22 protein-coding genes are annotated in these 23,275 nt (G+C 68.9%); 5 read left to right on the top strand and 17 right to left on the bottom strand.

Annotation, left to right across the window (positions count from 1 at the left end):
• Window positions 1–2: 2 nt before the first annotated feature.
• Genes V6M51_RS23025 through V6M51_RS23010 form a run of 4 tightly spaced genes read right to left on the bottom strand, consistent with a single transcriptional unit; the run spans window position 3 to window position 4,191 of the window.
• Complete coding sequence (locus V6M51_RS23025) at window positions 3–1,412, bottom strand: FAD-binding oxidoreductase (protein ID WP_332770568.1); 1,410 nt, start codon at window positions 1,410–1,412, stop codon at window positions 3–5.
• Window positions 1,413–1,434: 22 nt separating this feature from the next.
• Entirely contained in the window at window positions 1,435–2,400 is a 966-nt protein-coding gene (locus tag V6M51_RS23020) for an L-threonylcarbamoyladenylate synthase (RefSeq protein WP_442957877.1), read from the bottom strand.
• Window positions 2,331–3,578: a YceI family protein gene (locus tag V6M51_RS23015; protein WP_332770567.1), complete on the bottom strand. Its 1,248-nt coding sequence runs from the start codon at window positions 3,576–3,578 to the stop codon at window positions 2,331–2,333. Before V6M51_RS23015 ends, V6M51_RS23020 begins: the two co-directional genes overlap by 70 nt.
• A 7-nt stretch (window positions 3,579–3,585) precedes the next feature.
• Entirely contained in the window at window positions 3,586–4,191 is a 606-nt protein-coding gene (locus V6M51_RS23010) for a YceI family protein (protein WP_332770566.1), read from the bottom strand.
• Between the two features lie 82 nt (window positions 4,192–4,273).
• On the opposite strand from V6M51_RS23010, the gene V6M51_RS23005 reads away from it, so the two are divergent.
• Window positions 4,274–6,016, top strand: coding sequence for an acyl-CoA dehydrogenase (locus tag V6M51_RS23005; protein ID WP_332770565.1), 1,743 nt, complete (start codon window positions 4,274–4,276; stop codon window positions 6,014–6,016).
• On the opposite strand, the gene V6M51_RS23000 is transcribed toward V6M51_RS23005, so the two are convergent.
• Together V6M51_RS23000 and V6M51_RS22995 are read right to left on the bottom strand one after the other, a co-directional pair.
• Window positions 6,017–7,198 (bottom strand): amidohydrolase family protein, encoded by a 1,182-nt coding sequence (locus V6M51_RS23000; protein WP_332770564.1) that lies wholly within the window; start codon window positions 7,196–7,198, stop codon window positions 6,017–6,019.
• A gap of 107 nt (window positions 7,199–7,305) precedes the next feature.
• Window positions 7,306–7,788, bottom strand: a complete 483-nt coding sequence (locus V6M51_RS22995) for a peroxiredoxin (RefSeq protein ID WP_332770563.1) — start codon at window positions 7,786–7,788, stop codon at window positions 7,306–7,308.
• 115 nt (window positions 7,789–7,903) lie between these two features.
• On the opposite strand from V6M51_RS22995, the gene V6M51_RS22990 reads away from it, so the two are divergent.
• The 4 genes from V6M51_RS22990 (at window position 7,904) to V6M51_RS22975 (ending at window position 12,598) form a co-directional block, all read left to right on the top strand.
• Window positions 7,904–8,473: a YqgE/AlgH family protein gene (locus tag V6M51_RS22990; RefSeq protein WP_332770562.1), complete on the top strand. Its 570-nt coding sequence runs from the start codon at window positions 7,904–7,906 to the stop codon at window positions 8,471–8,473.
• Window positions 8,474–8,603: 130 nt separating this feature from the next.
• Window positions 8,604–9,401 carry a hypothetical protein gene (locus tag V6M51_RS22985; protein ID WP_332770561.1) on the top strand — a complete coding sequence of 266 codons (798 nt, stop codon included), beginning with the start codon at window positions 8,604–8,606 and terminating at the stop codon, window positions 9,399–9,401.
• A gap of 27 nt (window positions 9,402–9,428) precedes the next feature.
• On the top strand, window positions 9,429–10,478 hold the full coding sequence (locus V6M51_RS22980) for a trypsin-like serine protease (protein ID WP_332770560.1): 1,050 nt from the start codon (window positions 9,429–9,431) through the stop codon (window positions 10,476–10,478).
• A 35-nt stretch (window positions 10,479–10,513) separates the two neighbouring features.
• Window positions 10,514–12,598, top strand: coding sequence for a S8 family serine peptidase (locus V6M51_RS22975; protein ID WP_332770559.1), 2,085 nt, complete (start codon window positions 10,514–10,516; stop codon window positions 12,596–12,598).
• Here V6M51_RS22975 and V6M51_RS22970 read toward each other — a convergent pair.
• From V6M51_RS22970 to ctaD, 11 genes are all read right to left on the bottom strand, one after another.
• Window positions 12,595–14,253 (bottom strand): putative bifunctional diguanylate cyclase/phosphodiesterase, encoded by a 1,659-nt coding sequence (locus V6M51_RS22970; protein WP_332770558.1) that lies wholly within the window; start codon window positions 14,251–14,253, stop codon window positions 12,595–12,597. The two genes, V6M51_RS22975 and V6M51_RS22970, sit on opposite strands and share 4 nt — an antisense overlap.
• Before the next feature lie 31 nt (window positions 14,254–14,284).
• Window positions 14,285–14,896: a GNAT family N-acetyltransferase gene (locus V6M51_RS22965; protein WP_332770557.1), complete on the bottom strand. Its 612-nt coding sequence runs from the start codon at window positions 14,894–14,896 to the stop codon at window positions 14,285–14,287.
• A gap of 51 nt (window positions 14,897–14,947) precedes the next feature.
• Complete coding sequence (locus V6M51_RS22960; protein WP_332770556.1) at window positions 14,948–16,237, bottom strand: M16 family metallopeptidase; 1,290 nt, start codon at window positions 16,235–16,237, stop codon at window positions 14,948–14,950.
• Window positions 16,200–17,603 carry a threonine synthase gene (gene thrC, locus V6M51_RS22955; protein WP_332770555.1) on the bottom strand — a complete coding sequence of 468 codons (1,404 nt, stop codon included), beginning with the start codon at window positions 17,601–17,603 and terminating at the stop codon, window positions 16,200–16,202. Before thrC ends, V6M51_RS22960 begins: the two co-directional genes overlap by 38 nt.
• On the bottom strand, window positions 17,603–18,331 hold the full coding sequence (locus V6M51_RS22950) for an SURF1 family protein (protein WP_332770554.1): 729 nt from the start codon (window positions 18,329–18,331) through the stop codon (window positions 17,603–17,605). The genes thrC and V6M51_RS22950 overlap by 1 nt, the downstream gene beginning before the upstream one ends.
• Complete coding sequence (locus V6M51_RS22945; protein ID WP_371129868.1) at window positions 18,324–18,623, bottom strand: DUF983 domain-containing protein; 300 nt, start codon at window positions 18,621–18,623, stop codon at window positions 18,324–18,326. The genes V6M51_RS22950 and V6M51_RS22945 overlap by 8 nt, the downstream gene beginning before the upstream one ends.
• Window positions 18,624–18,683: 60 nt before the next feature.
• Complete coding sequence (locus V6M51_RS22940) at window positions 18,684–19,562, bottom strand: cytochrome c oxidase subunit 3 (protein ID WP_332770553.1); 879 nt, start codon at window positions 19,560–19,562, stop codon at window positions 18,684–18,686.
• 75 nt (window positions 19,563–19,637) lie between these two features.
• On the bottom strand, window positions 19,638–20,219 hold the full coding sequence (locus V6M51_RS22935; protein ID WP_442957690.1) for a cytochrome c oxidase assembly protein: 582 nt from the start codon (window positions 20,217–20,219) through the stop codon (window positions 19,638–19,640).
• 37 nt (window positions 20,220–20,256) lie between these two features.
• Window positions 20,257–20,409, bottom strand: coding sequence for a hypothetical protein (locus tag V6M51_RS22930; RefSeq protein ID WP_332770551.1), 153 nt, complete (start codon window positions 20,407–20,409; stop codon window positions 20,257–20,259).
• Window positions 20,406–21,377: a heme o synthase gene (cyoE, locus tag V6M51_RS22925; RefSeq protein ID WP_332770550.1), complete on the bottom strand. Its 972-nt coding sequence runs from the start codon at window positions 21,375–21,377 to the stop codon at window positions 20,406–20,408. Before cyoE ends, V6M51_RS22930 begins: the two co-directional genes overlap by 4 nt.
• A 99-nt stretch (window positions 21,378–21,476) precedes the next feature.
• Window positions 21,477–23,132: a cytochrome c oxidase subunit I gene (gene ctaD, locus V6M51_RS22920; protein ID WP_332770549.1), complete on the bottom strand. Its 1,656-nt coding sequence runs from the start codon at window positions 23,130–23,132 to the stop codon at window positions 21,477–21,479.
• Window positions 23,133–23,275: the final 143 nt, after the last annotated feature.

The raw sequence follows: 23,275 nt of genomic DNA, 5'->3' as shown, positions 1-23,275 counted from the left end.
GCTCAGAACAGGACTCGCGGATTCATGATCCGCTTCGGGTCCAGGCTCTGCCTTATGGCGATGAGCGCCGCAACCTCGACCGGGCTTTTGTAGCGCCGCGCCTCCTCGGTCTTCATCGAACCCAGGCCGTGCTCGGCCGAGATCGAGCCGCCCATGGAGGCCACGATGTCGTGGACGATACGCGAGCCCTCGCTCCGCTTGGCTGAGTGAACCGCGTCGTCGCCACCGTCGGGGCGGATGATGTCGTAGTGGATATTGCCGTCGCCCATGTGGCCGAAGGCGGTGACCCGGCAACCGGGAACGAAGGCCTCCATGGCGGCGGTGGCCTCGGCGAGGAAGTCGGCGACGCGGCTCACCGGCACGGAGACATCGTGCTTCCAGGTCGCGCCCTCGGGCTTCTGGCCAGGCGACTGGTTCTCGCGGATCGACCACAGGGCCCTCGCCTGGCTCTGGGTCTGGGCGACCACCGCGTCACGGACCAGGCCGTCTTCCAGGCCCTTGGACAGCAGCCGCTCCAGGGCGGCCTCGGCGGCGCCGGGCTCGCCGGAGGCGATCTCGATCAGCACGTACCAAGGGTGAATCTCGGTCAGCGGGTCGCGCTGATCGGGGATGTTCTCCAGCACGAACTCGATGCCGCGCCGGCCCATCAACTCGAAGGCCTCGACGCCGGTCCCGGCGGTGTCCTTGGCGCGGACCAGCAGGTCGAGCGCGGCCTGGGGCGTGTCCACGGCGGCGATGGCGGTGGCGCGCGAGACCAGGACCGGGAACAGCTTCAGGCTGGCGGCCGTCACAACGCCCAGGGTGCCTTCGGCGCCGATCAGCAGCTGCTTGAGGTCGTAGCCGGTATTGTCCTTGCGCAGGCGTTTCAGTCCATTCCAGACCTCGCCGTTGGGCAGCACCGCCTCCAGGCCCAGGACCAGTTCGCGGGTGTTCCCGTAGCGCAGGACCGCCGTGCCCCCGGCGTTGGTGGAAACTACCCCGCCGATGGTCGCCGTGCCCTCGGACGCCAGGTCCAGGGGAAAGCGCCGCCCCTTGGCGAGCGCGGCCTCATGCACCGCCGCCAAGGTCACCCCGGCTTCGGCCACGATCACGTCGTCGAAGGCGTCGATGTCGCGGATGGTCCGCAGGCGCTCGGTGGAAAGCAGGATCTCGCCCAGCGGGATCTGGCCCCCGACCAGGCCGGTATTGCCGCCCTGGGGGGTGATCGGCACGCCGGCCTCGAAGCAGATCCCGACCACGGCGGCGACGTCGGCCGTCGTCTTCGGCAGGGCCAGGAATGGGGTCTCGCCCACCCAGCGGTCGCGCCACTCCACCAGCTTGGGCGCCAGGCGTTCCGGGTCCTGGCTCCAGCCGCCCTCGCCCAGCACGGCCTTGAGGCGCGAGAGCACATCGGCGGGGACGGAGATGGTCATGCCCTAGCCTAGCCCCTCGCCCTTAGCCGACAAAGCCCGCCGCGCGCATCAGCCGGTCGTTTATCGCCTCCCCCAGGCCCTCGTGCGGGATGGGGGCGACTGCGATGGCCGCGGGCTCGGTGCGGTCGGCCTCGCGCAGATAGCTGAACAGGTTTGCGGCGGCCTCGCGCAGATCGCCCGTGGGGCTGAGGTTCCAGCGGTGCTCGCCGGGGCCGAAGGCCAGATAGGCCTCTCCGGGTCCTGGCCCCGACGCCTCCAGCCGCACCGGCGCCTTGGGCGAATAGTGGCGGGCCAGGCGGCCCGGCGAGCGCTTGGCGTCCGCTTCCGCCTCGGCGAGGGGCCCGATCAGGGCCTCGATCTGCGCGCGGGTCACCGAGCCTGGCCGCAGCAGGCGCGGCTGGTCCAGCAGGGCGACCACGGTGGATTCCAGGCCGATCTCGCAGGGACCGCCGTCGAGAGAGGCCGCCGCCTTGGCTCCGGTCTCCTCCATGGCGTCGGCATAGGTGGTCGGACTGGGGCGGCCGGAGCGGTTGGCGGAGGGGGCGACCACCGGCCCGCCGAACGCGGTGAGCAGGGCGCGGGCCAGGGGATGGGCGGGGACGCGCAGGGCGACGGTGTCGAGGCCCGCCCGCGCCAGGTCGCAGACCACGGTGTCCGGGGCGATCGGCAGGACCAGGGTCAACGGGCCGGGCCAGAAGGCTTGCGCCAGGCTCCGCGCCCGCTCATCGAACACCGCCAAGGTCTCGGCCATGGCCAGGTCGGGCACGTGGCTTATCAGCGGGTTGAACCTCGGCCGGCCCTTGGCCTCGAAGATCGCCGCCACCGCTGCCGGATCGGCGGCGTTCCCGGCCAGGCCGTAGACCGTCTCGGTGGGCAGGATGACGAGTTCGCCGGCGCGCAGCGCCCGCGTCGCCGCGGCTAGTGCCGCGTCGCCGTGAGGTCCACGCTGATCGTGACCTTGGCCGGTATCTGGTCTGTGTTCGTCCACTCGCCCTGCCCGACGCCGAAGGCCGTTCGGTCGAGGCTGGTTACACCGCGTAGCCGCGCCGTGTCGCCGTCGATCTTCAGGGTGAAGGGCAGGCTGAGCGGCTTGGTCTCCCCGCGCAGGGTCAGCTCGCCCTCGGCGACATAGCGGTGCGCCCCGGTCTTGCGGAACCGCCGAGCGGCGAACACCGCCTTGGGATGGGACGCCGCGTCGAACCAGTCACCGCTGGGCAGCACCTCGTCGCGCTGGCTGTCACCGGTGTCGGCGGAGGCGACTTCGATCTCCACCCGGACGCTGGAACGATCCAGGGCTTCGGGGGCGAACACGATATCGGCGCTCCAGCGCTGGAACCGGCCCTCGATGGGCGCGCCGCTGAAGGCCGTGGCGAAGGCCAGGGTTCCACCCGGCGCGACGGCCCAGCGGCTGGGCTCCCCCGGAACCACCGGGGCCGCGATGGGGATTGGCGCAGCCGCCGCTGGGGTCGGCGTCGCGACAGGCACGGCGGCCGGCGCAAGCTTTGAGGCCCGTACCGGCGGCGACACCAGAAAGCCCGTGGCCGTGATCGCGCCCGCGGTCAGGACGATAGCGACCAGCCGCGGCTCCAGCCAGCGGCCGGCCCTGGCGCCGGGCGCCATGCGGGCCAGCACCGGCTCATCGCGGGAGAAGAGCTGATGCTTCAACGCGCCGGCTACGTGCAGGGCCAGCAAGCCCCATGCCGTCCAGGCGAGCGACTTGTGGACCCCGTAGGCCACGAGGTTCCAGGCGGCCTTGGCCGGGGCGGCCAGCTCGGCGAGGCCCGGGACGTGCGGCCAGGGGATCGTTCCATAGAGCAGGGTCGGGATGGTGATCTTGCTGGTGGAGACCACGACCCAGCCGCTCAACGGCAGGCCGATCATGATGACGTAGAAACCCCAGTGGGTGGCGACCGCCAGCCGCCGCTCCCACGGCGCAAGGGTTTCCGGCTCGGGTGGCGGCCGATGGGTCAGGCGCCAAGCGAGCCGCACGAGGCTGAGGGCCAGGATGGTGACGCCCACCGACTTGTGGAGCTGGATGAGGCTGAAGCCCTCCAGGGTGGTCCTCAGCCCATGGCCGCGCCAGCCGAGGATGAGCTGGAAGACGATGGCGGCGGCGATCAGCCAATGGAGGACGATCGCGACGGCGCTGTAACGGTCCCGAACCACGTGGCTCCTACTTCCTGGTGAACTCGACCTCGAACATAAGGTCCAGATCGTCGCCCGCCACGCTGCTCATGGTGGTCAGGCCGAAATCCGAGCGCTTGATGCGAGTGGTCCCCGAGAAGCCCATTCGCGTGCCTGCGCCCAGCAGGCCAGGCCCTACCCCGTTGAACACCACGTCGAGGTCCACCGGCTTGGTCACGCCCAAGAAGGTCAGATCGCCATGGACGACGCCCTTGGCCGGCTCGCCCTCCGTCCGGGTGGCGACGAAGGTGATGGTCGGATGCTTCTCAGCGTCCAGATAGCTCGAGCCCGTCAGGGTCTTGTCGAAACCCGGCACATTGGTGCGCAGGGATGCCGGGTCGACGGTGATGGTCACCTGGGTCGCCCCCCAGTTGGCAGGGTCGTAGGTGAAGCCGCCGGCCAGCTTTTCGAACCGGATGACGAACTTCGAAAATCCGCCCATGTGCGGGACCTTGACCAGCAGGCTGGCGTGGCGCGGGTCTAACCCATAGTCGCCGGCCGGGACGCGGGCCGGGTCCTGGCTGGTGGGGTCGGCGGCGGCCTGGCCGGCCAGGGCGAGGCTGAACGCGATTGCGACGAGCATGGTCCTGACCATGGCGGCTCCCAGCATGCTGACGCGGCTGGCTTGGCCGCTCCCTTAGCTTAGCCTAGAACGCGCCAGCCATGAGGAGTTCCCAATGACCTTCCGCGCCCCGGTTCGCGATCTCGCGCTCGCCCTTCGGACCGCCGGTCACCCGGCCCTGGTTGGTCAGGCCTTCCCCGAGCTCGACGACGACACCGTCGCCGCGGTGCTGGACGCCGCCGGCGCCTTCGTCGAGAGCGAGCTGGCGCCGCTGAACCGCAAGGGCGACCAGGTCGGCGCGCGCTTCGAGAACGGCGTGGTCAGCGCGGCGCCCGGCTTCGCCCAGGCCTACCAGGCCTTCGTGGCCGGTGGCTGGAACTCGCTGTCGGCCGATCCCGAGCACGGCGGCCAGGGCCTGACCAAGGCCATGGAGCTGGCGGTCTTCGAGATGGTCCACGCATCCAACATGGCCTTCGGCCTGTGCCCGATGCTGACCCAGGGCGCCATCGAGGCCCTGGACCTGCACGGCACCGAGCGCCAGAAACGCCTGGTCCTGCCCAAGCTGGTCTCCGGCGAATGGACCGGCACCATGAACCTGACCGAGCCCCAAGCCGGTTCGGACCTGGCCGCCGTGACCACCCGGGCCGAGCCGGACGGTGAAGGCGGCTATCGCCTGCACGGCCAAAAGATCTTCATCACCTGGGGCGATCACGACGCCGCCGACAATATCTGCCACCTGGTCCTGGCTCGCCTGCCCGACGCGCCGCCCGGCGTGAAAGGCATCTCGCTCTTCCTGGCCACCAAGCGGCTGGTGGAGGACGACGGCAGCCTGGGGATCGCCAACGACCTGCGCGCCGGGTCCATCGAGCACAAGCTGGGCATCCATGGCTCGCCCACCTGCGTCATGCTGTTCGAAGGCGCCAAGGCCGAGCTGGTCGGCGAGGTGAACAACGGCATCGCCCATATGTTCGTGATGATGAACGCCGCGCGCCTGCAAGTCGGCGTCCAGGGCGTGGCCATCGCCGAGCGGGCCTTCCAGCAGGCCCTGGCCTTCAGCCAGGAGCGCCGCCAGGGCCGCGCGGCCTGGTCGGCGGACGGCTCGATCTACGGCCACCCCGACGTGCGCCGCACCCTTCTGCTGATGAAGGCCAAGATCGAGGCGGCCCGGGCCATCTGCCTGACCACCGGGGTCTGCGCCGACCTCGCTCGGCTGGCGCCCAGCGAGGCCGAACGCACCACCGCTCGCCAGCGCCAGGAGCTGCTGACCCCCATCGCCAAGGCCTGGTCCACCGACATCGGGGTCGAGGTCGCCTCGCAGGGCGTGCAGGTCCACGGCGGCATGGGCTTCATCGAGGAGACCGGCGCGGCCCAGCACTATCGCGACGCCCGCATCGCCCCGATCTACGAAGGCACCAACGGCATCCAGGCCATCGACCTTGTGGGCCGCAAGGTTCCGATGGAGGGCGGCGGAGTCATGGATGCTCTGTGCGCGGAGATGCACGCCGCCGTCGAGGATCTGGCCGCCGCGCCGGGTCTTGAGGCCGTGGCCGCGCGGCTCGACGCCGGGATCGCGGCCCTGGAGCGGGCCACCGACTGGCTGCTTCAGAACAAGGGCCCCAATGCGCTTACCGCGGCGACGCCCTATCTGAAGCTGGCCGGCGACGTGATCGGCGGCTGGATGCTGGCCCGCCAAGCGCTCGCTACGGCGGCTGGGTCCGACGAGTGGTCGCAGAGCAAGTCGGCCCTCGCCCGCCTCTATGCCGGCCAGGTCCTGGCCCAGGCGCCAGGGTTGGCGGACGGCGTGATGGACGGCGCCGGCGACCTGGAAAGCGTCACCGCCCACGCCCTGGGCGGCTAGCTAGGCCGCCGCCAATCCCGGCGCGTCGTGCAGGGTCGGATCCAGGCCACGCCCCATCAGGTCGATGAAGTTGTCGCGGTAGAAGGCCCGCTTGGCGTGGTCCGACGCGCCCTCCAGGGCGTCGTTGAACCGCTTCAGCGGGTTGCGGCCGCCCTCGATGTGCGGGAAGTCCGACGAGAACAGGCACATCTCCTCGCCCGAATTGGCGATGATCCAGGCGGTGTCCTCGTGCGGATAGGGGGTGACGCGGAACTGGCGGCGCAGGATCTCGCTGGGCTTGGCCGAGAGCCTCTGGAGACGCTCCTCCTTGCCGAAGGCCGCGGCGCCGGAATCCATGAACCGCATCAGGCTGGGCAGCCATGACGCGCCCAATTCGATGGCCCCGAACTTCAGCCGCGGGAAGCGATCGAAGACCCCGTCGATCACCAGGGCCGACAGGGTCTGCCAGATCGAGATCGGGATGGTCATGAAGGTCAGCGAGGTGAAGTTCTCTGCCCCGCCGTGGAAATCCAGCACCTGGGGACCGCCGTTGACCAGGTAGTCCTGGTGCATCTTCTCCTCGCCGCCGACGTGGAAGAGGATCGGGATGCCGGCCTCCTGGACCACCGCCCACAAGGGATCGAGGTCGATGTGACTGGGGGAATGGCCCCTAGGGTGACGCGAGGGGATGACGATGCCCTTGCAGCCCATGGCGATGGCTTCGCGGGCGATCTGCGGCGCGCGGGCCATGTCGATCAGCGGCACATAGCCCGTGGCCAGCAGCCGGCGGTCCACGGAGCAGAACTCGCTCATCATCCGGTTGTGCGCGCGCGCGGCCTCCACGGCGAGGTCGGCCTCGCCCATCTCCTCGAGGCCGTAATTGCTGAGCGAGGCGGTGGTGAACACCAGCTGGCTGGCGAAACCGAACAGGTCCAGCGCCTTGGGCCGGTCCTGGCTGCGGAAGGCGCCCAGCGCGTGGTAGTTCTTGCGCAGCAGCAGGTTGGTCTCGTCGCCGGCCCGGAACTCCGGGTCCTCCTGCAGGGCGGTGGCCTTCTCGAACCACTCAGGCAACACGTCCTTCTTGCCGGTCGCCTCGACGAAGGCCTCCCGGACCTTGGGATCCAGATAGCGGTGCAGCGTGCCCGGCAGCTCCATCACATGGCTGTCGGCGTCGTGGATGGTCTGGCCGTCGACGTAGGGCATGGCGTCCTCCCGGCGATCTTGTGGTCGCCCGCCTCGAACAGTGCGGACGCCACGATACCGGAGTCAAGAAAGTCGGAGGCGCTGGTCGGCGCCTCCGCCTCGTCGACCTAGAGTTGGGCCAGCAGATAGTCCGCGGCCGAGACCTTGAACTCGCCGCCCTGCTCGATGTTGAGCTCCTTCACCACGCCGTCCTCCACCAGCATGGAGTATCGCTGCGACCGCGCGCCCATGCCGAACTTGGAGCCGTCCATGCCCAGGCCCACGGCCTTGGTGAAATCGCCGTTGCCGTCGCCCAGCATGATGATGTCGTCGCCAACGCCCTGGTTCTCGCCCCAGGCCTTCATGACGAAGGCGTCATTGACCGAAAGGCAGACGATGCTGTCGACGCCCTTGGCGCGGAAATCGGCCACGTGCTCCTTGAAGCCCGGCAGGTGGCGGGCCGAGCAGGTCGGGGTGAAGGCGCCGGGCACGGCGAACAGGGCGACCTTCTTGCCCGCGAACACGTCGTCGGTGGTCATGGGCCGCGGGCCCTCGGCCGTGCCGGCGGCGAAGGTGGCGGCGGGCAGCTTGTCGCCGACTTTGATGGTCATCTTGCTCTCTCCCGAATGAAGTTCTGCAGCAGATAACGCGGATGCGTTCGTCTTCAACGCCCTTATCTCGCATCCAGGCTTGAAAGCGCCGCGTTCCGGCTCAAATCTGCTGGGAATGGAAGACGGTTCATTTCTCTCCGGCCAGATCCTGATCGCCATGCCGGGAATAGGTGACCCGCGGTTCGAGCGCGCGGTGGTGCTGGTCTGCGCCCACGACGAGAGCCACGCCATGGGCATCGCGGTGAACCGGCCTGTCGAGGGCCTGACCGTGCCCGACCTGCTGAAACGGCTCGAGGTCAAGTCGACCATCGATATCCCGCCCGACCTAGTGCTGATGGGCGGGCCGGTGGAGCGCGAGCGCGGCTTCGTACTGCACACCAACGACTACATGGCCGGCGACCACAGCCTGCCTATCGGCGACGATGTCTCGCTGACCGCCACGCGCGAGGTGCTGGAGGCCATGGCCGGCCACAACTCGGCTCCGCGCCGTTCGCTGCTGGCCCTGGGTTATGCCGGCTGGGGGCCGGGCCAGCTGGAGCGGGAAATCCGCGAGAACGTCTGGCTGACCTGCGAGGCCGACGAGAGCCTGATCTTCGACGGCGACCACGGGCAGAAGTGGAGCAAGGCGCTCGCCAAGCTGGGCGTCGACGCCAGCCTGCTCAGCGCCACGGCCGGACGAGCCTGAGCCGTTCGGCGATGATCGCATGCCGATCGAAACGGCTTCCCGCTTGCTTGTCGGGAACACAACTTAACGTTTTTAATTTGACAAAGACGCCTTAGAGTCGGCTAAATTTCGTGAACGAGGGGGCTCGGGCATGAAATTTAGCCGAAATATCAGCTACTTCGGGGCGCTGCTTGCGCTCTCCGCCTGCGCGACCGCACCTTCGAAGTCGGGCGCCAATCTTACGACGGGCATCGCGGACTCCACTCCGGCCATGGAGGCGCACTCGCTCGCCGAGGCCTACGGCGTGGGCACGGCCCTGATCGATTTCTACGCGCGCGGCGAGTCCGATGCGCGGCGGTGGCGACGCAACATCAATCTGGGGGTGCTGACGGCGACCGTCTACACGACGGGCGCGGCCGGGCTTCGCGCCCACCCGGACAACATCTTCATCAGCTCCCTGATCGGGAGTTCGTTGCCGAGCCTCGACGCGGTGACCAATCCCGGCGGGCCGGAGGCCTGGAGCCGGGCCTTGGGCTCCACCCTCTGCTACACCCAGGCCGCCGCCAGCGCCCTGGCCCCCGAGATTCAGGCGAGCGTGAGCCAGCTCGAGGCCCAGGAAGAGCTCGGCGGCCTGACCGCCGACGAGGCGAAGGCCCTGGGCGCCTATCGCGGCTCTTACATGTCGATCACGACGGGATACCAGAAGATCTATGTCCGCTTCCTGCAGGACCGGACGACCAAGGCCATGACCATGGGCGACTTCCAGACCATCTCGGCAGTCAAGCATGAGCGGGACAAGCAGGTGACCGCGGCGGCGAACGCGGCGGGCGCTGCCAAGGCGGCCGCGGCCGCGGCCAATCCCGCGGCGGCCCGCGCCCACGACCTGACGGTCGTCACCACGGCCACATCGATGCTGGAGCAACAGGTCAAGGCTTGCGCCCAGGCCTGAATCGGGCGGATCACGGAGGAGGGTTTCATGCGGCCTTTCTTGACGACGCTCCTGTTGCTGGGAGCCTGCGTGCAGGAGGAGACCAACGCCGCGAGCGAGCCGCCCGCGCCGGTCGCCGCCCTCGTCGAAAGCGCGCCTGTCGCGGTCGACCAGCCCACCGAGCTGGGTTTTACGCCGATGTTCGTCCCGAAGGGCGGCGTTCAGGTTATCAACGGCAGGCCCATCGTCGCCGCCGACTGGCCGGCCCTGATCAAGGCGCAGTTCACGGAAGTCGACCCCGCGACGAACACGCCGGTCGGCTTCAATTGCACCGCGACGATCATCGGCCCGCGCACCCTGCTCACCGCCGCCCACTGCCTGGACAAGGGCGGCGCGCCGGCGAGCCTGCGATCGGCCAGCCTGACCCTGCAGGGCTTTGGCATTCCGATGCGCTGCGCCATTCCCGCGAGCTACGCCAATGCGACGCCCAAGCCCGGCTCGGTGCGCACCAGCGCCGACTACGCCCTCTGCCTGCTCGACGCCGACCTCGGCCAGCTCAATGCGCCCGGCCTTCGCTACGAGCGGCTGAACCTGAACAGCATCGTGGCTAAGGGCTCGAACGTCGCCATCACCGGATGGGGCTGCACCAAGGCGGTCTTCAAGCCCGGCGGCGGCTTCGCCCATGGCGAAGCCAGTCCCAAGCCCCTGGCCGTCGGCGCGCCGGTGGACGCCCCGGCCGGGTCGCCCGCCGAACCCAACTACCTGGCCACCCGGTCCAAGCCCGCGACAGGCGGCGCCCTCTGCCCCGGCGACTCGGGCGGCCCGCTGTATCGTGGCCCCGCGCTGGTGACGGCCGACTATGGCGTGAACGGCAAGGCGGCCCGCGAGGTGGTCGCGGTGAACTCGTCCATCGCCGCGGCCTGGACCTCGGCCACTCAATACGACCTGGTCTCGCGCTATTCCGCTGTGGCGACGCCTGACTTCAGGGCCTTCCTGGACGCCTGGATCGCCGCCAGGACCAAGGAAGATTCGGCCAAGCAGCCCCCCCGGATCTGCGGCAAGAACCTGGAAGGCGGGAAGTGCGCCGCCGCCGCATAACCAGGACTTCGGCGGGCGGTCGCCTGGCGCGCCAGGTGCTCATCACCGTCATGGCCGCGAGCCTGGCCGCGCCTGACTGGGCCCGGAGCCAGCCGGCGGGCGTCACGACCTCCACCGTGACCCTCAGGGCCACCACGCCCAACCTGCCCGACGACCTCTTGAAGTATATCGCGCGCAACGCCCAACCCACGCGCCTGGCGCGCGCCAACTATCCGGAGGCCGGGCTGTTCAGCGCCCGGGAGGCCATCCAGATCCTGTGCGGCTCCGTCCGCGAGAGCTATCTCGCGGAGTTCCGCGCCCGCAACAGTCATGACGACGTCGACGGACCGATGGGCGCGCGGGCGTTCGAGTACGAGTTTCCGGCCTGTCCCTATGTGCGGCTGACGGCGGGCGACCTGAACTACACGATCGCATCGGGCGAGGTCGCCAGCGCCGTGCGCCTCAAGCTGACCGGGGTGCCCGGAAAACGTGAGACCAACTCCAAGTACTTCTCCCTGCCGCTTGGAAAGCTCGACAGCCTGTCGATCGGCCAGCAGGTCCCGGTGCCCTACATCACCGCCCCGACGAAACTGTTCGTCGACGACGCGTTTCACTTCACCAAGGGAATGATGACCACGGTGCCAGCGATCAGCGGCGCCGTCGCCCCCCAGGTCGCCGCGGACAACCTGCTGGCGCCCACCAAGGACACGCCTCCGTCCAAAGGCCGGATCATCATGGGGGTCAAGAGCGGCCCGGCGGCCATCGCCGAGCCGGTCGAGTGCGCGGGCTCCGACGGCGAGGCCTTCGACGCCAGGCGCGTCGCCGACGCCTATGGATATTCCACGTCGCGCGGACTCGGCACGGGTGAGACCGCTCGGGTTTTCGTCATCGACAACGGCTTCTTCGGGGTCACCCGCGCGCCCGCGACCCTGAGCTTCAATCATCCCGACCGGTTCGCGAGGGACTACTTCAACACCTTCGACTATGCCGCCGGCTTCATTGGGCCGGTGCTCGCCATAACCACGCCCGAGACCTACCCGATCAATTTCCAGAACCAGCTGACCGTCTCCGACGACATCGCCGGCCACGGAACGCACGTCACCGGCCTCGTCCTGGGCGGACCCGCGTTCATGCCCTATCGAAGCATCCTGGCCGCCGGTTCGCCGTTCAAGATCGCCATCCTCAATGTCGGTCGCGGCGGCGACGTTCTGATCACCGGTTCCGAGCAGACCCTCGCCAACCACATCGGATTCCTCAAGACGCCGCACATCGTGAACCTCAGCCTGACCTATCAGGGTGGCCTGTCTGCGGAGGTCGATCGCGCGTTCCCCTTCATCAACGGGGACTCGCCGCATCTTTATGTGGTGGCCGCCGGCAACGACTCGGTGTCGGACGTTCAGGGTAGCGGGGTCTACCCGGCGGCCTTTGGCGGGCCGGCCAAGGACAATGTGATCACCGTCGCGGCCCTGACCCAGGTGGGACGGCTGGCGACCTTCAGCAACACCGGACGCCGGGCTGTCGACGTCGCCGCGCCGGGGTGCAGGATCCGCTCATGGATCGACGCGGAGGGCGCAGACCTCGCCATGAGCGGCACGTCGCAGGCCGCGCCGCTGGTGACGTTCAACGCCGTCCTGCTCCGCAAGCTGGCCGGGCTGGGTCCGAAACACCTGAAGACCCGGATCCTCATCTCGACCGACTTGCTCGCGGACGAGGACCAGGCCCGGATCGCTTCACGGGGGCGGATCAACATCGCCAAGTCGCTATTCGTCTTCGACGACTATGTCCGCTATCGCGGGCCGGACGGCCAGGTCCGCGAGGTAGTGGGCGACATCGTCTCGCAACCCGACTTCAGTTGCCGTCTGGTCGACGAGCCTAGTTTGGCGGTCAGCTGGAGCGACGTGTGGGCCTACAAGCGCGGGAGCTCGGCCCCCCGGCTCTACACGGGGAGGATGCGGCCAGACGCCCCGCTGAGCGAGCCCTGCGTGGTCGACGCCGTCAGCGCCACCGAGCTCGTCGTACAGACGCGGCGCGAGATCACGACCAGCGGCCTGGTGGACACGGCCGGGCAACCGGATCTCCACATACCCGTCACCGATCTGCTGGAGTTTGTCCGCAAAGGGCCACCCGTCGCGGGCGGCTAGCCGCGCGCCTTCACCGGCGCGGCGCCGTCGACATAGCTCTCGTTGAGATAGACCTCGGCCTCCTGCGGCGACAGGGCCGGGGCATAGCCGAAGCCCTGGCCGTAGTCGCAGCCGAGCGACAGGAGCTGGCGGGCCATCTGGGCGTTCTCGACGCCCTCGGCCACGACCTCCAGGGCCAGGTCCTGGCCGAGCTTGACCACCGAGGAGACGATCTTCGCCGAGCCCTCGTTGGTGGCCATGGTCCGCACGAAGTAGCGATCGATCTTCAAGGTGTCGAAGGGCAGCCGGGTCAGGTAGCTGAGAGACGAGAAACCAGTGCCGAAGTCGTCCAGGGCCAAGGCCGCGCCCGCCTCGCGCAGGTTGCGCAGCACCAAGGCGGCCCGGTCGGGATCGCGCATGACGTCGCCCTCGGTGACCTCCAGCTTCAGCGCCCCCGGCGGCAGGCCGGTTTCGCGGCGGATGGCCAGGACGTCGGAGATCAGGTCGGGACGGTCGAGTTCGCCGGTCGAGAGGTTCACCGCCACGGTGAGCTCTCCGGCGGCGCGGTGGTCACGACGCCAGACAGCCAGCTGATGGCCGGCCTCGCGCATCATCCGCGCGCCCAGCTCGCTCATCAGCCCCATCTCCTCACAGAGCGGCAGGAACTGGTCGGGGGTCAGCAGGCCGCGCCGGCTGTGGCGCCAGCGGACCAGCGCTTCGAACCCCGAAAGGGCGCCAGTCGAAAGCCGCACGATGGGTTGGTAGTAGGCCACAATCTCGCCGCGTCCCATGGCGCCGCGCAGGTCGCTTTCCAGGGCCAGGCGCGACAGGCCGTCACTTTCCAGGCCACGGCCATAGGCGGCGGCCCCGCCGCGTCCGCCGCTCTTGGCGGACTCAACGGCCAGCTCGGCGCGACGCAGCAGCTCGGCGGCCTCGGGCGCGTCCTCGCCGCCGATCGCCTCGACGGCGCCGATGGAGAGGGTGGGATGGATGTCGAAGCCGGCCACACGCAGGGGCTGCTCCAGGGCCTGGCGCAGGATCTCCGCGGCGCTGGGCGTGGAGGTGGGCGCCAGGACCGCGAATTCGTCCTCGCCGACCCGGGCCAGCAGGGCGCCGGGCGGGAAGGCGGCGGCCAGGCGCGAGCCCAGGGCGGCCAGGACAAGATCGGCCCGCTCGTGGCCCAGGGCCTCGTTCAGGCGGCGCAGGCGATCCAGGTCAGCGACCACCAGCTCGTGATGACCCGGGGTCTGGAGCTGTTCACGGGCGCGGGTGACGAAGCTCTTGCGGTCCAGCAGTCCGGTGAGATGGTCGAGGTCGGAGGCGGCGAACTTGGTCTCCGGCGCGATCACGCCGGCGGCGCGCAGGCCCTCCTCGAGCCAGACGCCGCGCCAGATGCAGACGCCGCCGCCGCGCATCCGCAGGCGCACGGCGATCTCCGAGCCCGGATCCTGCACCCGTAAGACATCGTCGGCCATGGCCCGATCCTGGGGCAGGGCCAAGGCCCGCATGGCGGCGGAAGAACATTCGGGGGCGAGCGGGCCGAGGCCGAGCGACCGCGATGCGCCGGTCAGGCGCAGACGATCCTTCTCCGGCTCCCAAAGCCAGAGCACCACATCGGCGGCGCCCAGCGCTTCGAGCGTCGTGGTGGCGTCCCAGATCCAACGATCGTTCGGCATCGCCTCAAGACGCTACAGGCCAACGCGTCGGTCAGACCGACACTCCGTTGTCCGGTCCCTCATGCGCCCGCAAGGGCGACACCAGGCCGAACAGGACATGGTCTCGCCAAACGCCGTTAATTTTCAGATAAGCCGAGGCGAGCCCTTCTTCCTTGAACCCGGCCCGGTTGAGCAAGCGCCGCGAGGCGTCGTTCTGTGGCAGGCAGGCCGCCTCCAGCCGGTGAAGCGCCAGGGTGCGGAAGGCGAAGACCGTCAACATCCGCACGGCCGCCAGAGTTTGTCCTTGTCGGGCAAAGGGTTGGCCGCACCAATAGCCCACCGACCCCATCTGGGCGACGCCACGGCGAACGTTCGAGAGGGTGATTCCGCCGGTCAGGGCGTCGTCGGAAGCCCGGAACACGAAGAAGGGATAGGCGGTGCCGGCCTCCCGGTCGCGGCCATAAGCCGTCAGTCTGCGTCGGAACGCCGCACGGCTAAGGTCGTCGGCCGGCCAGGTCGGCTCCCACGGCTGGAGGAAGTCCCGCGAGCGGGCGCGCAGGTCGCGCCACTCGGCGTAGTCGGTCGCCCGGGGCGGACGCAGGCGCACGCCCTCGCCCTCTATCCGAAGGCCGCTCTCGGGCGCGATCCAATCCAGCAGGGCCATGGCCTGAAAATCGCGGGATTTCAGCCGGCGTCAACCCGCGGCTGCGGGCAGCTAGCCGAATAGGGCCAGGCGGAAGGCGTCGGCCGCCTTCAGCGCCGCCTTGGGCCCCAGCACGCTGACCGCGCACCGGCCCGGCGCCAGCAGGGCCGCTCCCAGGCCTTCGAGGTCGGCTGCCGTCACCGCGTCGATCTGCTCGGCGAGATCGATGGGCCGCAGGGTCTCGCCGAACAGCAGGACCTGGCCGGCGGCCTGTTCGGCGCGCGCCAGCGGCGATTCTCGCGACATGAACATGGACGCCTTGAGCTGGGCCTTGGCGCGGGAGAGTTCGGCGGCCTCGACCCCGGCGGCCATGCCCTGGATCTCGGCGGCCGCGACCCGGGCCAGTTCGGCCGCGTCCTTAGCCGCGCAGCCGGCGAACACGCCCAGCAGTCCGGCGTCGGCATAGGTTTCGGAATAGGCGTCGACGGCATAGGCTAGGCCGCGCTTCTCACGGGCTTCCTGGAACAGGCGCGAAGCCATGCCGCCGCCCAGGATCTCCGCATAGAGCCGCAGGGCGAAATAGGCCTCGTCGCGGACGCCGACAGCCGGCAGCAGGAAGACCAGATTGGCCTGCTCCAACGCCTTCACGGCAGTCTGGGCGCCCCCCTCGAACACCGGAGGGCTGGGCATGGCCGGTCCCTGCCCGCTGGCTCCGCCGAAATCGCGCTCGACGAGCGCCAGCAGTTCGTCCTCGTCCACCGCGCCGGCGGCCGTGACGATGAGAGCGTCCGGGGCATAGACGTTGGCCCGCCAGTCCGACAGCGTTCCAGGCGTCGCGGGCGCGATCGAGGCGTCCGTGCCCAGGATCGGGCGGCCGAGCGGCTGGCCCGTATAGGCAGCGGCCTGGGCCATCTCGAAGACGACGTCGTCGGGGGTGTCGGCGGCCTCGGCGATCTCCTGGCCGACCACGTGGATCTCGCGGGCCAGGTCGCCGGCCTCCATGGTCGGGCGCAGGACCAGGTCGGCGATCACGGCGCTGCCGAGGTCCAGGCCGCCCTTCAGGGCGCGAACCTGGAAGCTGGTGCGTTCATAGCCGGTGGCCGCGTTGAGCTGGCCGCCCTGGGCCTCGATCACCTCGACGATATCGCGGGCCGAACGGGCGCCGGCGCCCTTGAACACCATGTGCTCCAGCAGGTGCGACCAGCCGGAGCGGGCCTCATCCTCGAACCGCGCCCCGCGTCCGGCGACCACGGAAAGGGCGAGGGTCTCAAGGCCGTCGATGGGATCGCAGACCACCCGGACCCCGTTGCTCAGGGTGTGGACTCTAGGCAGGCGCGTGGCTTTCGGCGAAGGCCTGGACATAGGCCTTGATGGCGTCGGCGTCGGCCGGCAGGCGATCGTAGCGTTCGGCCTTGCCCGCCAGGTGCGCGGCGGCGCGTGGCATGACCGGCGTCTCGCCGGTGGCCGCGGCCACGGTGTCGGGGAACTTGGCCGGATGGGCGGTCGACAGCACCACGACGGGGCCGGTCAGGCCGGGCGCGCGGCGCATGCCGGCCACGCCGACCGCGGTGTGGGGATCGATCAGCTCACCGGTCTCGCGCAGGGTCGAGACGATGGTCCGCGCGGTCTCGCCCTCGCTGACCGAGACGCCGACGAAGGTCTCGCGCATGGCGGCGTGGGCCTGCGGCGGGATGTCGATGATCCCGGTCTCGCCGAAGGCGAGGAAAGCGCGAGCGGTCTCCAGGCCGTCCCGGCGGGCGCACTCGAAATAGAGCCGCTCGAAGTTCGAAGCCGACTGGATGTCCATCGCCGGCGACTGGGTCGGCGCGGTGACGCCGCGCACGTAGCGGCCCTCCTCGAAGGCCCGCGCCAGGATGTCGTTGGAATTGGTGGCCACCACGATCTTGTCGATCGGCAAGCCCATGCGCTTGGCCACATAGCCGGCGAACCCGTCGCCAAAATTGCCGGACGGCACGGCGAAGGAGACGCTCCGATGCGGTGCGCCCAGCGCCACCGCGGTGGTGAAGTAGTAGACGCTCTGGGCGACGATCCGGGCGAAGTTGATGGAATTGACCGCCGCCAAGCCCACTGACTGCTTCAGGCCGACGTCCTGCAGGGCGGTCTTCAGGATCGCCTGGCAGTCGTCGAAGTCGCCGGCTACCGCCACGCAGGCGACGTTGCCCTCGTCGGCCGTGGTCATGAACCGCCGCTGCACCTCGGAGATTCGCCCGTCGGGAAACATCACCACGATCTTGGTGTTGGTCCGGCCGCGGAAGGCCTCGACCGCCGCGCCGCCGGTGTCGCCGGAGGTGGCGCAAAGGATGGTCTGGGTGCGCTTCTGCTCGCCCAGCACATGATCCGAAAGCCGCGCCAGCAGTTGCATGGCCACGTCCTTGAAGGCCAGGCTTGGGCCATGGAACAGCTCGGCGATGAAGCCCTGCGGCGCGATCTGCTTGAGGGGCGTCACGGCCGAGTGGGAGAAGGTGGCGTAGGCCTCGGCGCACATTTCGGCCAGGGTGTCACGGGCGATCTCGTTGTCGACGAAGCGCGACAGGATCTCGGTGGCGACCGCGTGATAGGGCTGGCCGGCGAAGGCGGCGATCTCGTCCTTGGAGAGAGTCGGCCAGGTCTCGGGCACATATAGCCCGCCGTCGGGGGCGAGGCCCGACAGGATCGCGTCGATAAAGCCGACCGAGGGCGCCTGCCCACGCGTGGACACATACCGCATCAAGCTTTCCACCTTCTCCAGAGCACGGCGGCATAGACGCCGACCAGGGCCGCGGCAAGGCCGAACCAGGTAAGCGCGTATTCCAGGTGGCGGTTGTTGATCTCGGCGGGCAGCGGCGCGGGGACCAGGGCCTTCCACTCCGGGTTGGTGGGCGTCTCCGCCATCAGGAACAGCGGCGCGGGCCCGGGCGCCTTCAACTGGGCGGCCATGGCGGCGATGTCGCGGGAGTACCAGTGGTTGGCCGCCAGGTCGTTGGGCGGGGTCACGAAGCTCGGCTTCTCCGGCGCGCGGAATACTCCGACCACCTCCACCGGGGCGATAGCCGTGGAATCGACCGGCGGGCGGGAGGAGATGCTGTCGGCCACGAAGCCGCGATCCACCAGGATGGAGCCATAGACGGCGCCTTCGAGGGCGCAGGCCGAGACCAGGCGCACGCCGGCCTGGCCGCCGCGCACGCCGTAGACCTCGAGATAGGGAGCGGTTGCGAGGCCCGGGCAGGCCACGCGGGCGCGGGCGTATTCGAGATCCTCGCCGGCCTTCAGCCGCTCCAGGAGCGGCCTGAGATCGCGGGCGGGCGCGGACTGCAGGGCCGCCACCCGGACCAGCAGGTCCTGCTTCCAGACCAGGCGCCGGAGCTGCCAGCCGCCCAGGGCGATGAGGATGCCGAGGGCGACCAGGACGCTGAGGGTGAGGCCGATCGGAAGCCGGCGGGGCGCCTTGTCAGTCATGCCGCGCTTCGGACGCCCGGTTGGAGAACTGGGCCGCCAGCATGACGCCCTTCAGCGGGCGCAACAGGCCAAGGCAGACGCCGAGCGTCAGGGGCAGGAAGATCAGGATGTGCACCCAGATCGGCGGCGAGAACGCGATCTCGGTGAACAGCATGGCGAAGGCGCAGAGGAAGCCGGCGATCAGGATCACGAACACCGCCGGCCCATCGCCCGAATCGGCCTTGGCCAGGTCGTAGCCGCAGCTGTCGCAGGACGGCGCGACCTTCAGGAACCCCTGAAACAAGCGCCCCACTCCGCAGTTCGGGCAGCGGCCGCGAAGGCCCGCCAGCAGCGGATTGGGGCTGCTCATCGGCTAGTGGCCGCCGACTCCGCCGAACACCACGTAGATGAAGGCGAACAGGAAGAGCCAGACCACGTCCACGAAATGCCAGTACCAGGCGGCGGCCTCGAAGCCGAAGTGCTGCTTGGGCGAGAAGCCGCCGTTCATCAGCCGGATCAGGCAGACGGTCAGGAAGATGGTGCCGATCAGGACGTGGAAGCCGTGGAAACCCGTGGCCATGAAGAAGGACGAGCCGTAGAGGCCCGAATTGGCCTGGTCCTCGGCGCCGAAGAAGTAGTTGTGCTGCAGGATGTGGCTGTACTCGTAGGCTTGGATCGAGGTGAACAGGACCCCCAGCAGGATGGTCAGGATCAGGCCGATCTGGGTGCCGCGGCGGTCGCCCTGCTGCAGGGCGTGGTGGGCCCAGGTGACCGTCGTGCCCGAGAGCAGCAAGGTCAGGGTGTTGACCAGGGGCAGGTTCCAGGCGGGAACGGTCTCGATGCCGGCGGGCGGCCAGGTGGCCCAGGCCGTGCGGACTTCCTCAATGCCGGACAGGGTCCGCGCCTCGTGGAAGAGCGCCATCTCGAAGAAGATCCAGAACCAGGCGACGAAGAACATCACTTCGGAAGCGATGAACATGATCATGCCGTAGCGCAGGCCGATCGCCACGACCGGGGTGTGGTCGCCGGCGTTGGCTTCCTTCACCACGTCCGACCACCAGCCGACCATGGTGTAGAGCACGCCGGCCAGGCCCGCGAAGAACAGCCAGGAGGTGCCCTCCGGCAGGCCGAACAGGCCCTTCATCCAGGTCACCCCGCCCAGCGCCATCACCGTGGCGGAGGCGGACCCCACCAGCGGCCACGGGCTCGGGTTCACCAGATGGTAGTCGTGTTTGACGTCGCCGTGGGCCATTTCGGTCCTAACCCCTTTTGTATCTCACTGACGCCCGTCCCTCTCTCGAACGGACGTAAGACATTTCGCGTGACGCTATAGCCCCGCCCTGGCCGTTCCGCCAAGGGCCGAAGGATGCTTTGACGGCGCAGCCTGCGCGGCCTTGGCCTCCGCGCCGCCGCCGACCGCCGGGAAGAAGGTGTAGGAGAGGGTCACCTCCCCCTTGGTCTTGGTCTCGAAGTCCTTCGCGTATTCCGGATCGACGAAGTAGACGACCGGGAATTCGATGGTCTGGCCGGCAGGGATCGTCTGGTCGGAAAAGCAGAAGCACTCGAGTTTCTGGAAATAGGCGCCGGCCGATTCGGGCACGACATTGTAGACCGCCCGGCCGGTGATCGGCTTGGTCCCGTTGTTCGTGACCTTGAAATAGGCCAGGCCCGTCTGGCCGATCTTGATGGTCTGGGAGGTCTGCTCGGCGGTGAACGTCCAGGGCAGCTCGCGAACATTGGCGTCGAAGCGGATGGTCAGCATCTGGTCCAGCACCTGGTCCGGCGCGGCCTCGGCCTTGCGGATCGTGCCGTCGAACCCGGTGAGCTGGCAGAAGGCCTTGTAGAGCGGCACCGAGGCGTAGGCCATGCCGACCATGCCGAAGAACAGCGCGCCGCAGATCAGCGCCACGCGCCGGTTGCGCCTGGCCTCGGGCGAGGGCGTCGGCTTAGAGCGGGCGGACGGCAACGCTGGCCCCCAGGCGGACGACGGTGACGACGAAGACCAGCACCACGAACAGCACCAGTCCGAGCGCGAGCGCGATGTTGCGGCCCCGGCGGGCCTTGGCCTCGGCTTGCGGGTCTTGAACAGGCTCGCTCACTGGAAGGCTCCGACGGCGGGAAGGCCGAGCAGGTGCTCGGCCAGCAGGGTGGCGAACAGCAGGGTGAGGTAGAGGATCGAGAAGGCGAACAGGTTGCGCGCGTCCTTGGAGCTGGCCTTCACATCGTAGAGGCCGTCGTCGTTACGCTCGCCGATCCGCTCGCCCGCGCGGCTCTTGAACACCCGCCAGGCCAGCACCAGGAACACCAGCCCCCCGGCGGCCGCGACGGCCAGGTAGGTCAGGCCGCCCAGGCCCGTGAAGGCCGGCACGATGCAGATCGGGGTGAACAGCAGGCTGTAGATCAGGATCTGCTTGCGCGTGGAGGCCGCGCCCGCGGTCACCGGCATCATCGGCACGCCGGCCTTCTCATAGTCCTCGCTGGTGTAGAGCGACAGCGCCCAGAAGTGCGGCGGGGTCCACATGAAGATGATGGCGCACAGCAGCCAGGCGTTCAGCGGCGCGGCGCCGGTGGCCGCAGCCCAGCCGATCACCGGCGGCAGGGCGCCGGCCAGCCCGCCGATGACGATGTTCTGCGGCGTCGAGCGCTTCAGCCACATCGTATAGACCACGGCGTAGAAGAAGATGGTGAAGGCCAGCAGGCTGGCGGCCAGCCAGTTGGTGGTCATGCCCAGCAGCATCACCGAGAACAGCGACAGCACCACGCCCAGCGCCAGGGCGTCGGCCCCCTGCACCTTGCCGGAGGGCACGGGGCGGGCGCGAGTGCGGCGCATCTTGGCGTCGATATCGGCGTCGTACCACATGTTGAACGAGGCCGAGGCGCCGGCGCCGACGGCGATGCAGAGGATGGCGATGGCGCCCAGCACCGGGTTCACCGGGCCCTGGGCGCAGACCAGGCCGGTGATGGCGGTGAAGATCACCAGCGACATCACCCGCGGCTTCAGCAGCTGGACATAGTCCTGCCACCGGGCCGGAGAGGATGCTCTGGAGAGGGCTGGCGACATGGCCATCTAGTTACTCTCAAATCCCTCGCAAAACGACCGAAGGGCGCGCGCCGGATTGTCCCAGCCCGCGCCCCTCGTCCTGCGTCTTTTTGGGGCCAAGCCGACCTAGTGCAGGTCGGGCTTCACCACCGGAAGTTCGTTGAACTGGTGGAACGGCGGCGGGGAGGACAGGGTCCATTCCAGCGTCGTCGCGCCCTCGCCCCACGGATTGGCCTCGGCCTTGCGGCGCGAGATCATGGCGTCGATGAGCACCAGCAGGAAGACGCCCACGCCCGCCAGGGTGATCACATAGCCCATCGACGACACCTGGTTCCACAGGGTGAAGGCGTCGGGATAGTCCACGTAGCGGCGGGGCATGCCCTGCAGGCCCAGGAAGTGCTGCGGGAAGAAGATCAGGTTCACACCCACGAAGGTGATCCAGAAGTGGGCGGCGCCCAGCCACTCGCGGTACTTCACGCCCCACATCTTCTCGAACCAGTAGTAGAAGCCGGCGAAGATCGCGAAGACGGCGCCCAGGCTCAGCACATAGTGAAAGTGGGCGACCACGTAATAGGTGTCGTGCAGGCTGTAATCGACGCCGGCATTGGCCAGGACCACGCCGGTCACGCCGCCGACGGTGAACAGGAAGATGAAGCCCATCGCCCAGAGCATCGGCGTCTTGAAGTCGATGGAGCCGCCCCACATCGTCGCGATCCAGGAGAAGATCTTCACGCCGGTCGGCACCGCGATGACCATGGTGGCCGCCACGAAATAGGCGCGCAGATTGATGCTCATGCCCACGGTGTACATGTGGTGCGCCCACACGACGAAGCCGATGAAGCCGATGGCGACCATGGCGTAGGCCATGGCGAGGTAGCCGAAGACGGGCTTCTTCGAGAAGGTCGACACGATGTGGCTGACCATGCCGAAGCCGGGCAGGATCAGGATGTAGACCTCGGGGTGACCGAAGAACCAGAACAGGTGCTGGAACATCACCGGGTCCCCGCCGCCGGCGGCGTCGAAGAAGTGGGTGTTAAAGTTCCGGTCGGTGAGCAGCATGGTGATCGCGCCGGCCAGGACAGGCAGCGAGAGCAGAAGCAGGAACACCGTCACCAGGATCGACCACACGAACAGCGGCATGCGGTGCAGGGTCATGCCCGGCGCGCGCATGTTGAAGATGGTGGTGATGAAGTTGATGGCGCCGAGGATCGAGCTGGCGCCGGCCAGGTGGACGGCCAGGATGGCGCAGTCCATGGCCGGGCCCGCGTGGCCCGAAGTGGAGAGCGGCGCGTACATGGTCCAGCCGCCGCCGAAGCCCCGGCCGGGGCCGCCGTCGACGAACATCGAGACCAGCAGCATCACCCAGGCGGCGACCAGCAGCCAGAACGAGATATTGTTCATCCGCGGGAAGGCCATGTCCGGCGCGCCGATCATCAGCGGCACGAACCAGTTGCCGAACCCGCCGATCATGGCGGGCATGACCATGAAGAAGATCATGATCAGGGCGTGGGCCGTGACCACGGCGTTGTATCCGTGCTTGGACTGCTCGATCAGGCCGAGCAGATTGATCGACGAACCTTCCTTGAAGATCTGGATGCCCGGCTCGGCCAGTTCCCAGCGGATCAGGCCGGACAAGGCGCCGCCCACCAACCCCGCCATGATGGCGAAGAGGATGTAGAGGGTGCCGATGTCCTTGTGGTTCGTGGAGAAGAACCAGCGGGTGATGAAGCCGGGCTTGTGGTCGGCTTCGTCGTGATGATCGTGAGCGGCGGCTTGTGCCATCGTACGCTGTCCCAAGCTTATTTCGCCGCCGGCGCCGGAGCGGGCGCGGCAGGCGTGGAGGTCGGCGCGGGCGTCGCAGACGCGGCCGCGGCCGGAGTGGTGGTGGCGGGAGCCGCGGTCGCGGCGGCCGGAACCGCGGCGGC

The sequence above is a fragment of the Phenylobacterium sp. genome, assembly GCF_036677185.1.
Classification (GTDB): domain Bacteria; phylum Pseudomonadota; class Alphaproteobacteria; order Caulobacterales; family Caulobacteraceae; genus Phenylobacterium.
This window is presented reverse-complemented; position numbering and strand designations above follow the sequence as displayed.

Bases quoted from the DNA above. Each gene is read 5' to 3' on its own strand.
- V6M51_RS22970 (WP_332770558.1), bottom strand. From the start codon at position 14,253: ATGCCGAACGATCGTTGGATCTGGGACGCCACCACGACGCTCGAAGCG.
- V6M51_RS22985 (WP_332770561.1), top strand. From the start codon at position 8,604: ATGAAATTTAGCCGAAATATCAGCTACTTCGGGGCGCTGCTTGCGCTC.
- V6M51_RS22980 (WP_332770560.1), top strand. From the start codon at position 9,429: ATGCGGCCTTTCTTGACGACGCTCCTGTTGCTGGGAGCCTGCGTGCAG.
- thrC (WP_332770555.1), bottom strand. From the start codon at position 17,603: ATGCGGTATGTGTCCACGCGTGGGCAGGCGCCCTCGGTCGGCTTTATC.
- V6M51_RS23000 (WP_332770564.1), bottom strand. From the start codon at position 7,198: ATGCCCTACGTCGACGGCCAGACCATCCACGACGCCGACAGCCATGTG.
- V6M51_RS22940 (WP_332770553.1), bottom strand. From the start codon at position 19,562: ATGGCCCACGGCGACGTCAAACACGACTACCATCTGGTGAACCCGAGC.
- V6M51_RS22990 (WP_332770562.1), top strand. From the start codon at position 7,904: ATGGAAGACGGTTCATTTCTCTCCGGCCAGATCCTGATCGCCATGCCG.
- V6M51_RS23025 (WP_332770568.1), bottom strand. From the start codon at position 1,412: ATGACCATCTCCGTCCCCGCCGATGTGCTCTCGCGCCTCAAGGCCGTG.
- V6M51_RS23010 (WP_332770566.1), bottom strand. From the start codon at position 4,191: ATGGTCAGGACCATGCTCGTCGCAATCGCGTTCAGCCTCGCCCTGGCC.
- V6M51_RS23005 (WP_332770565.1), top strand. From the start codon at position 4,274: ATGACCTTCCGCGCCCCGGTTCGCGATCTCGCGCTCGCCCTTCGGACC.
- V6M51_RS22965 (WP_332770557.1), bottom strand. From the start codon at position 14,896: ATGGCCCTGCTGGATTGGATCGCGCCCGAGAGCGGCCTTCGGATAGAG.
- ctaD (WP_332770549.1), bottom strand. From the start codon at position 23,132: ATGGCACAAGCCGCCGCTCACGATCATCACGACGAAGCCGACCACAAG.
- cyoE (WP_332770550.1), bottom strand. From the start codon at position 21,377: ATGGCCATGTCGCCAGCCCTCTCCAGAGCATCCTCTCCGGCCCGGTGG.
- V6M51_RS22950 (WP_332770554.1), bottom strand. From the start codon at position 18,331: ATGACTGACAAGGCGCCCCGCCGGCTTCCGATCGGCCTCACCCTCAGC.
- V6M51_RS22995 (WP_332770563.1), bottom strand. From the start codon at position 7,788: ATGACCATCAAAGTCGGCGACAAGCTGCCCGCCGCCACCTTCGCCGCC.
- V6M51_RS22960 (WP_332770556.1), bottom strand. From the start codon at position 16,237: ATGTCCAGGCCTTCGCCGAAAGCCACGCGCCTGCCTAGAGTCCACACC.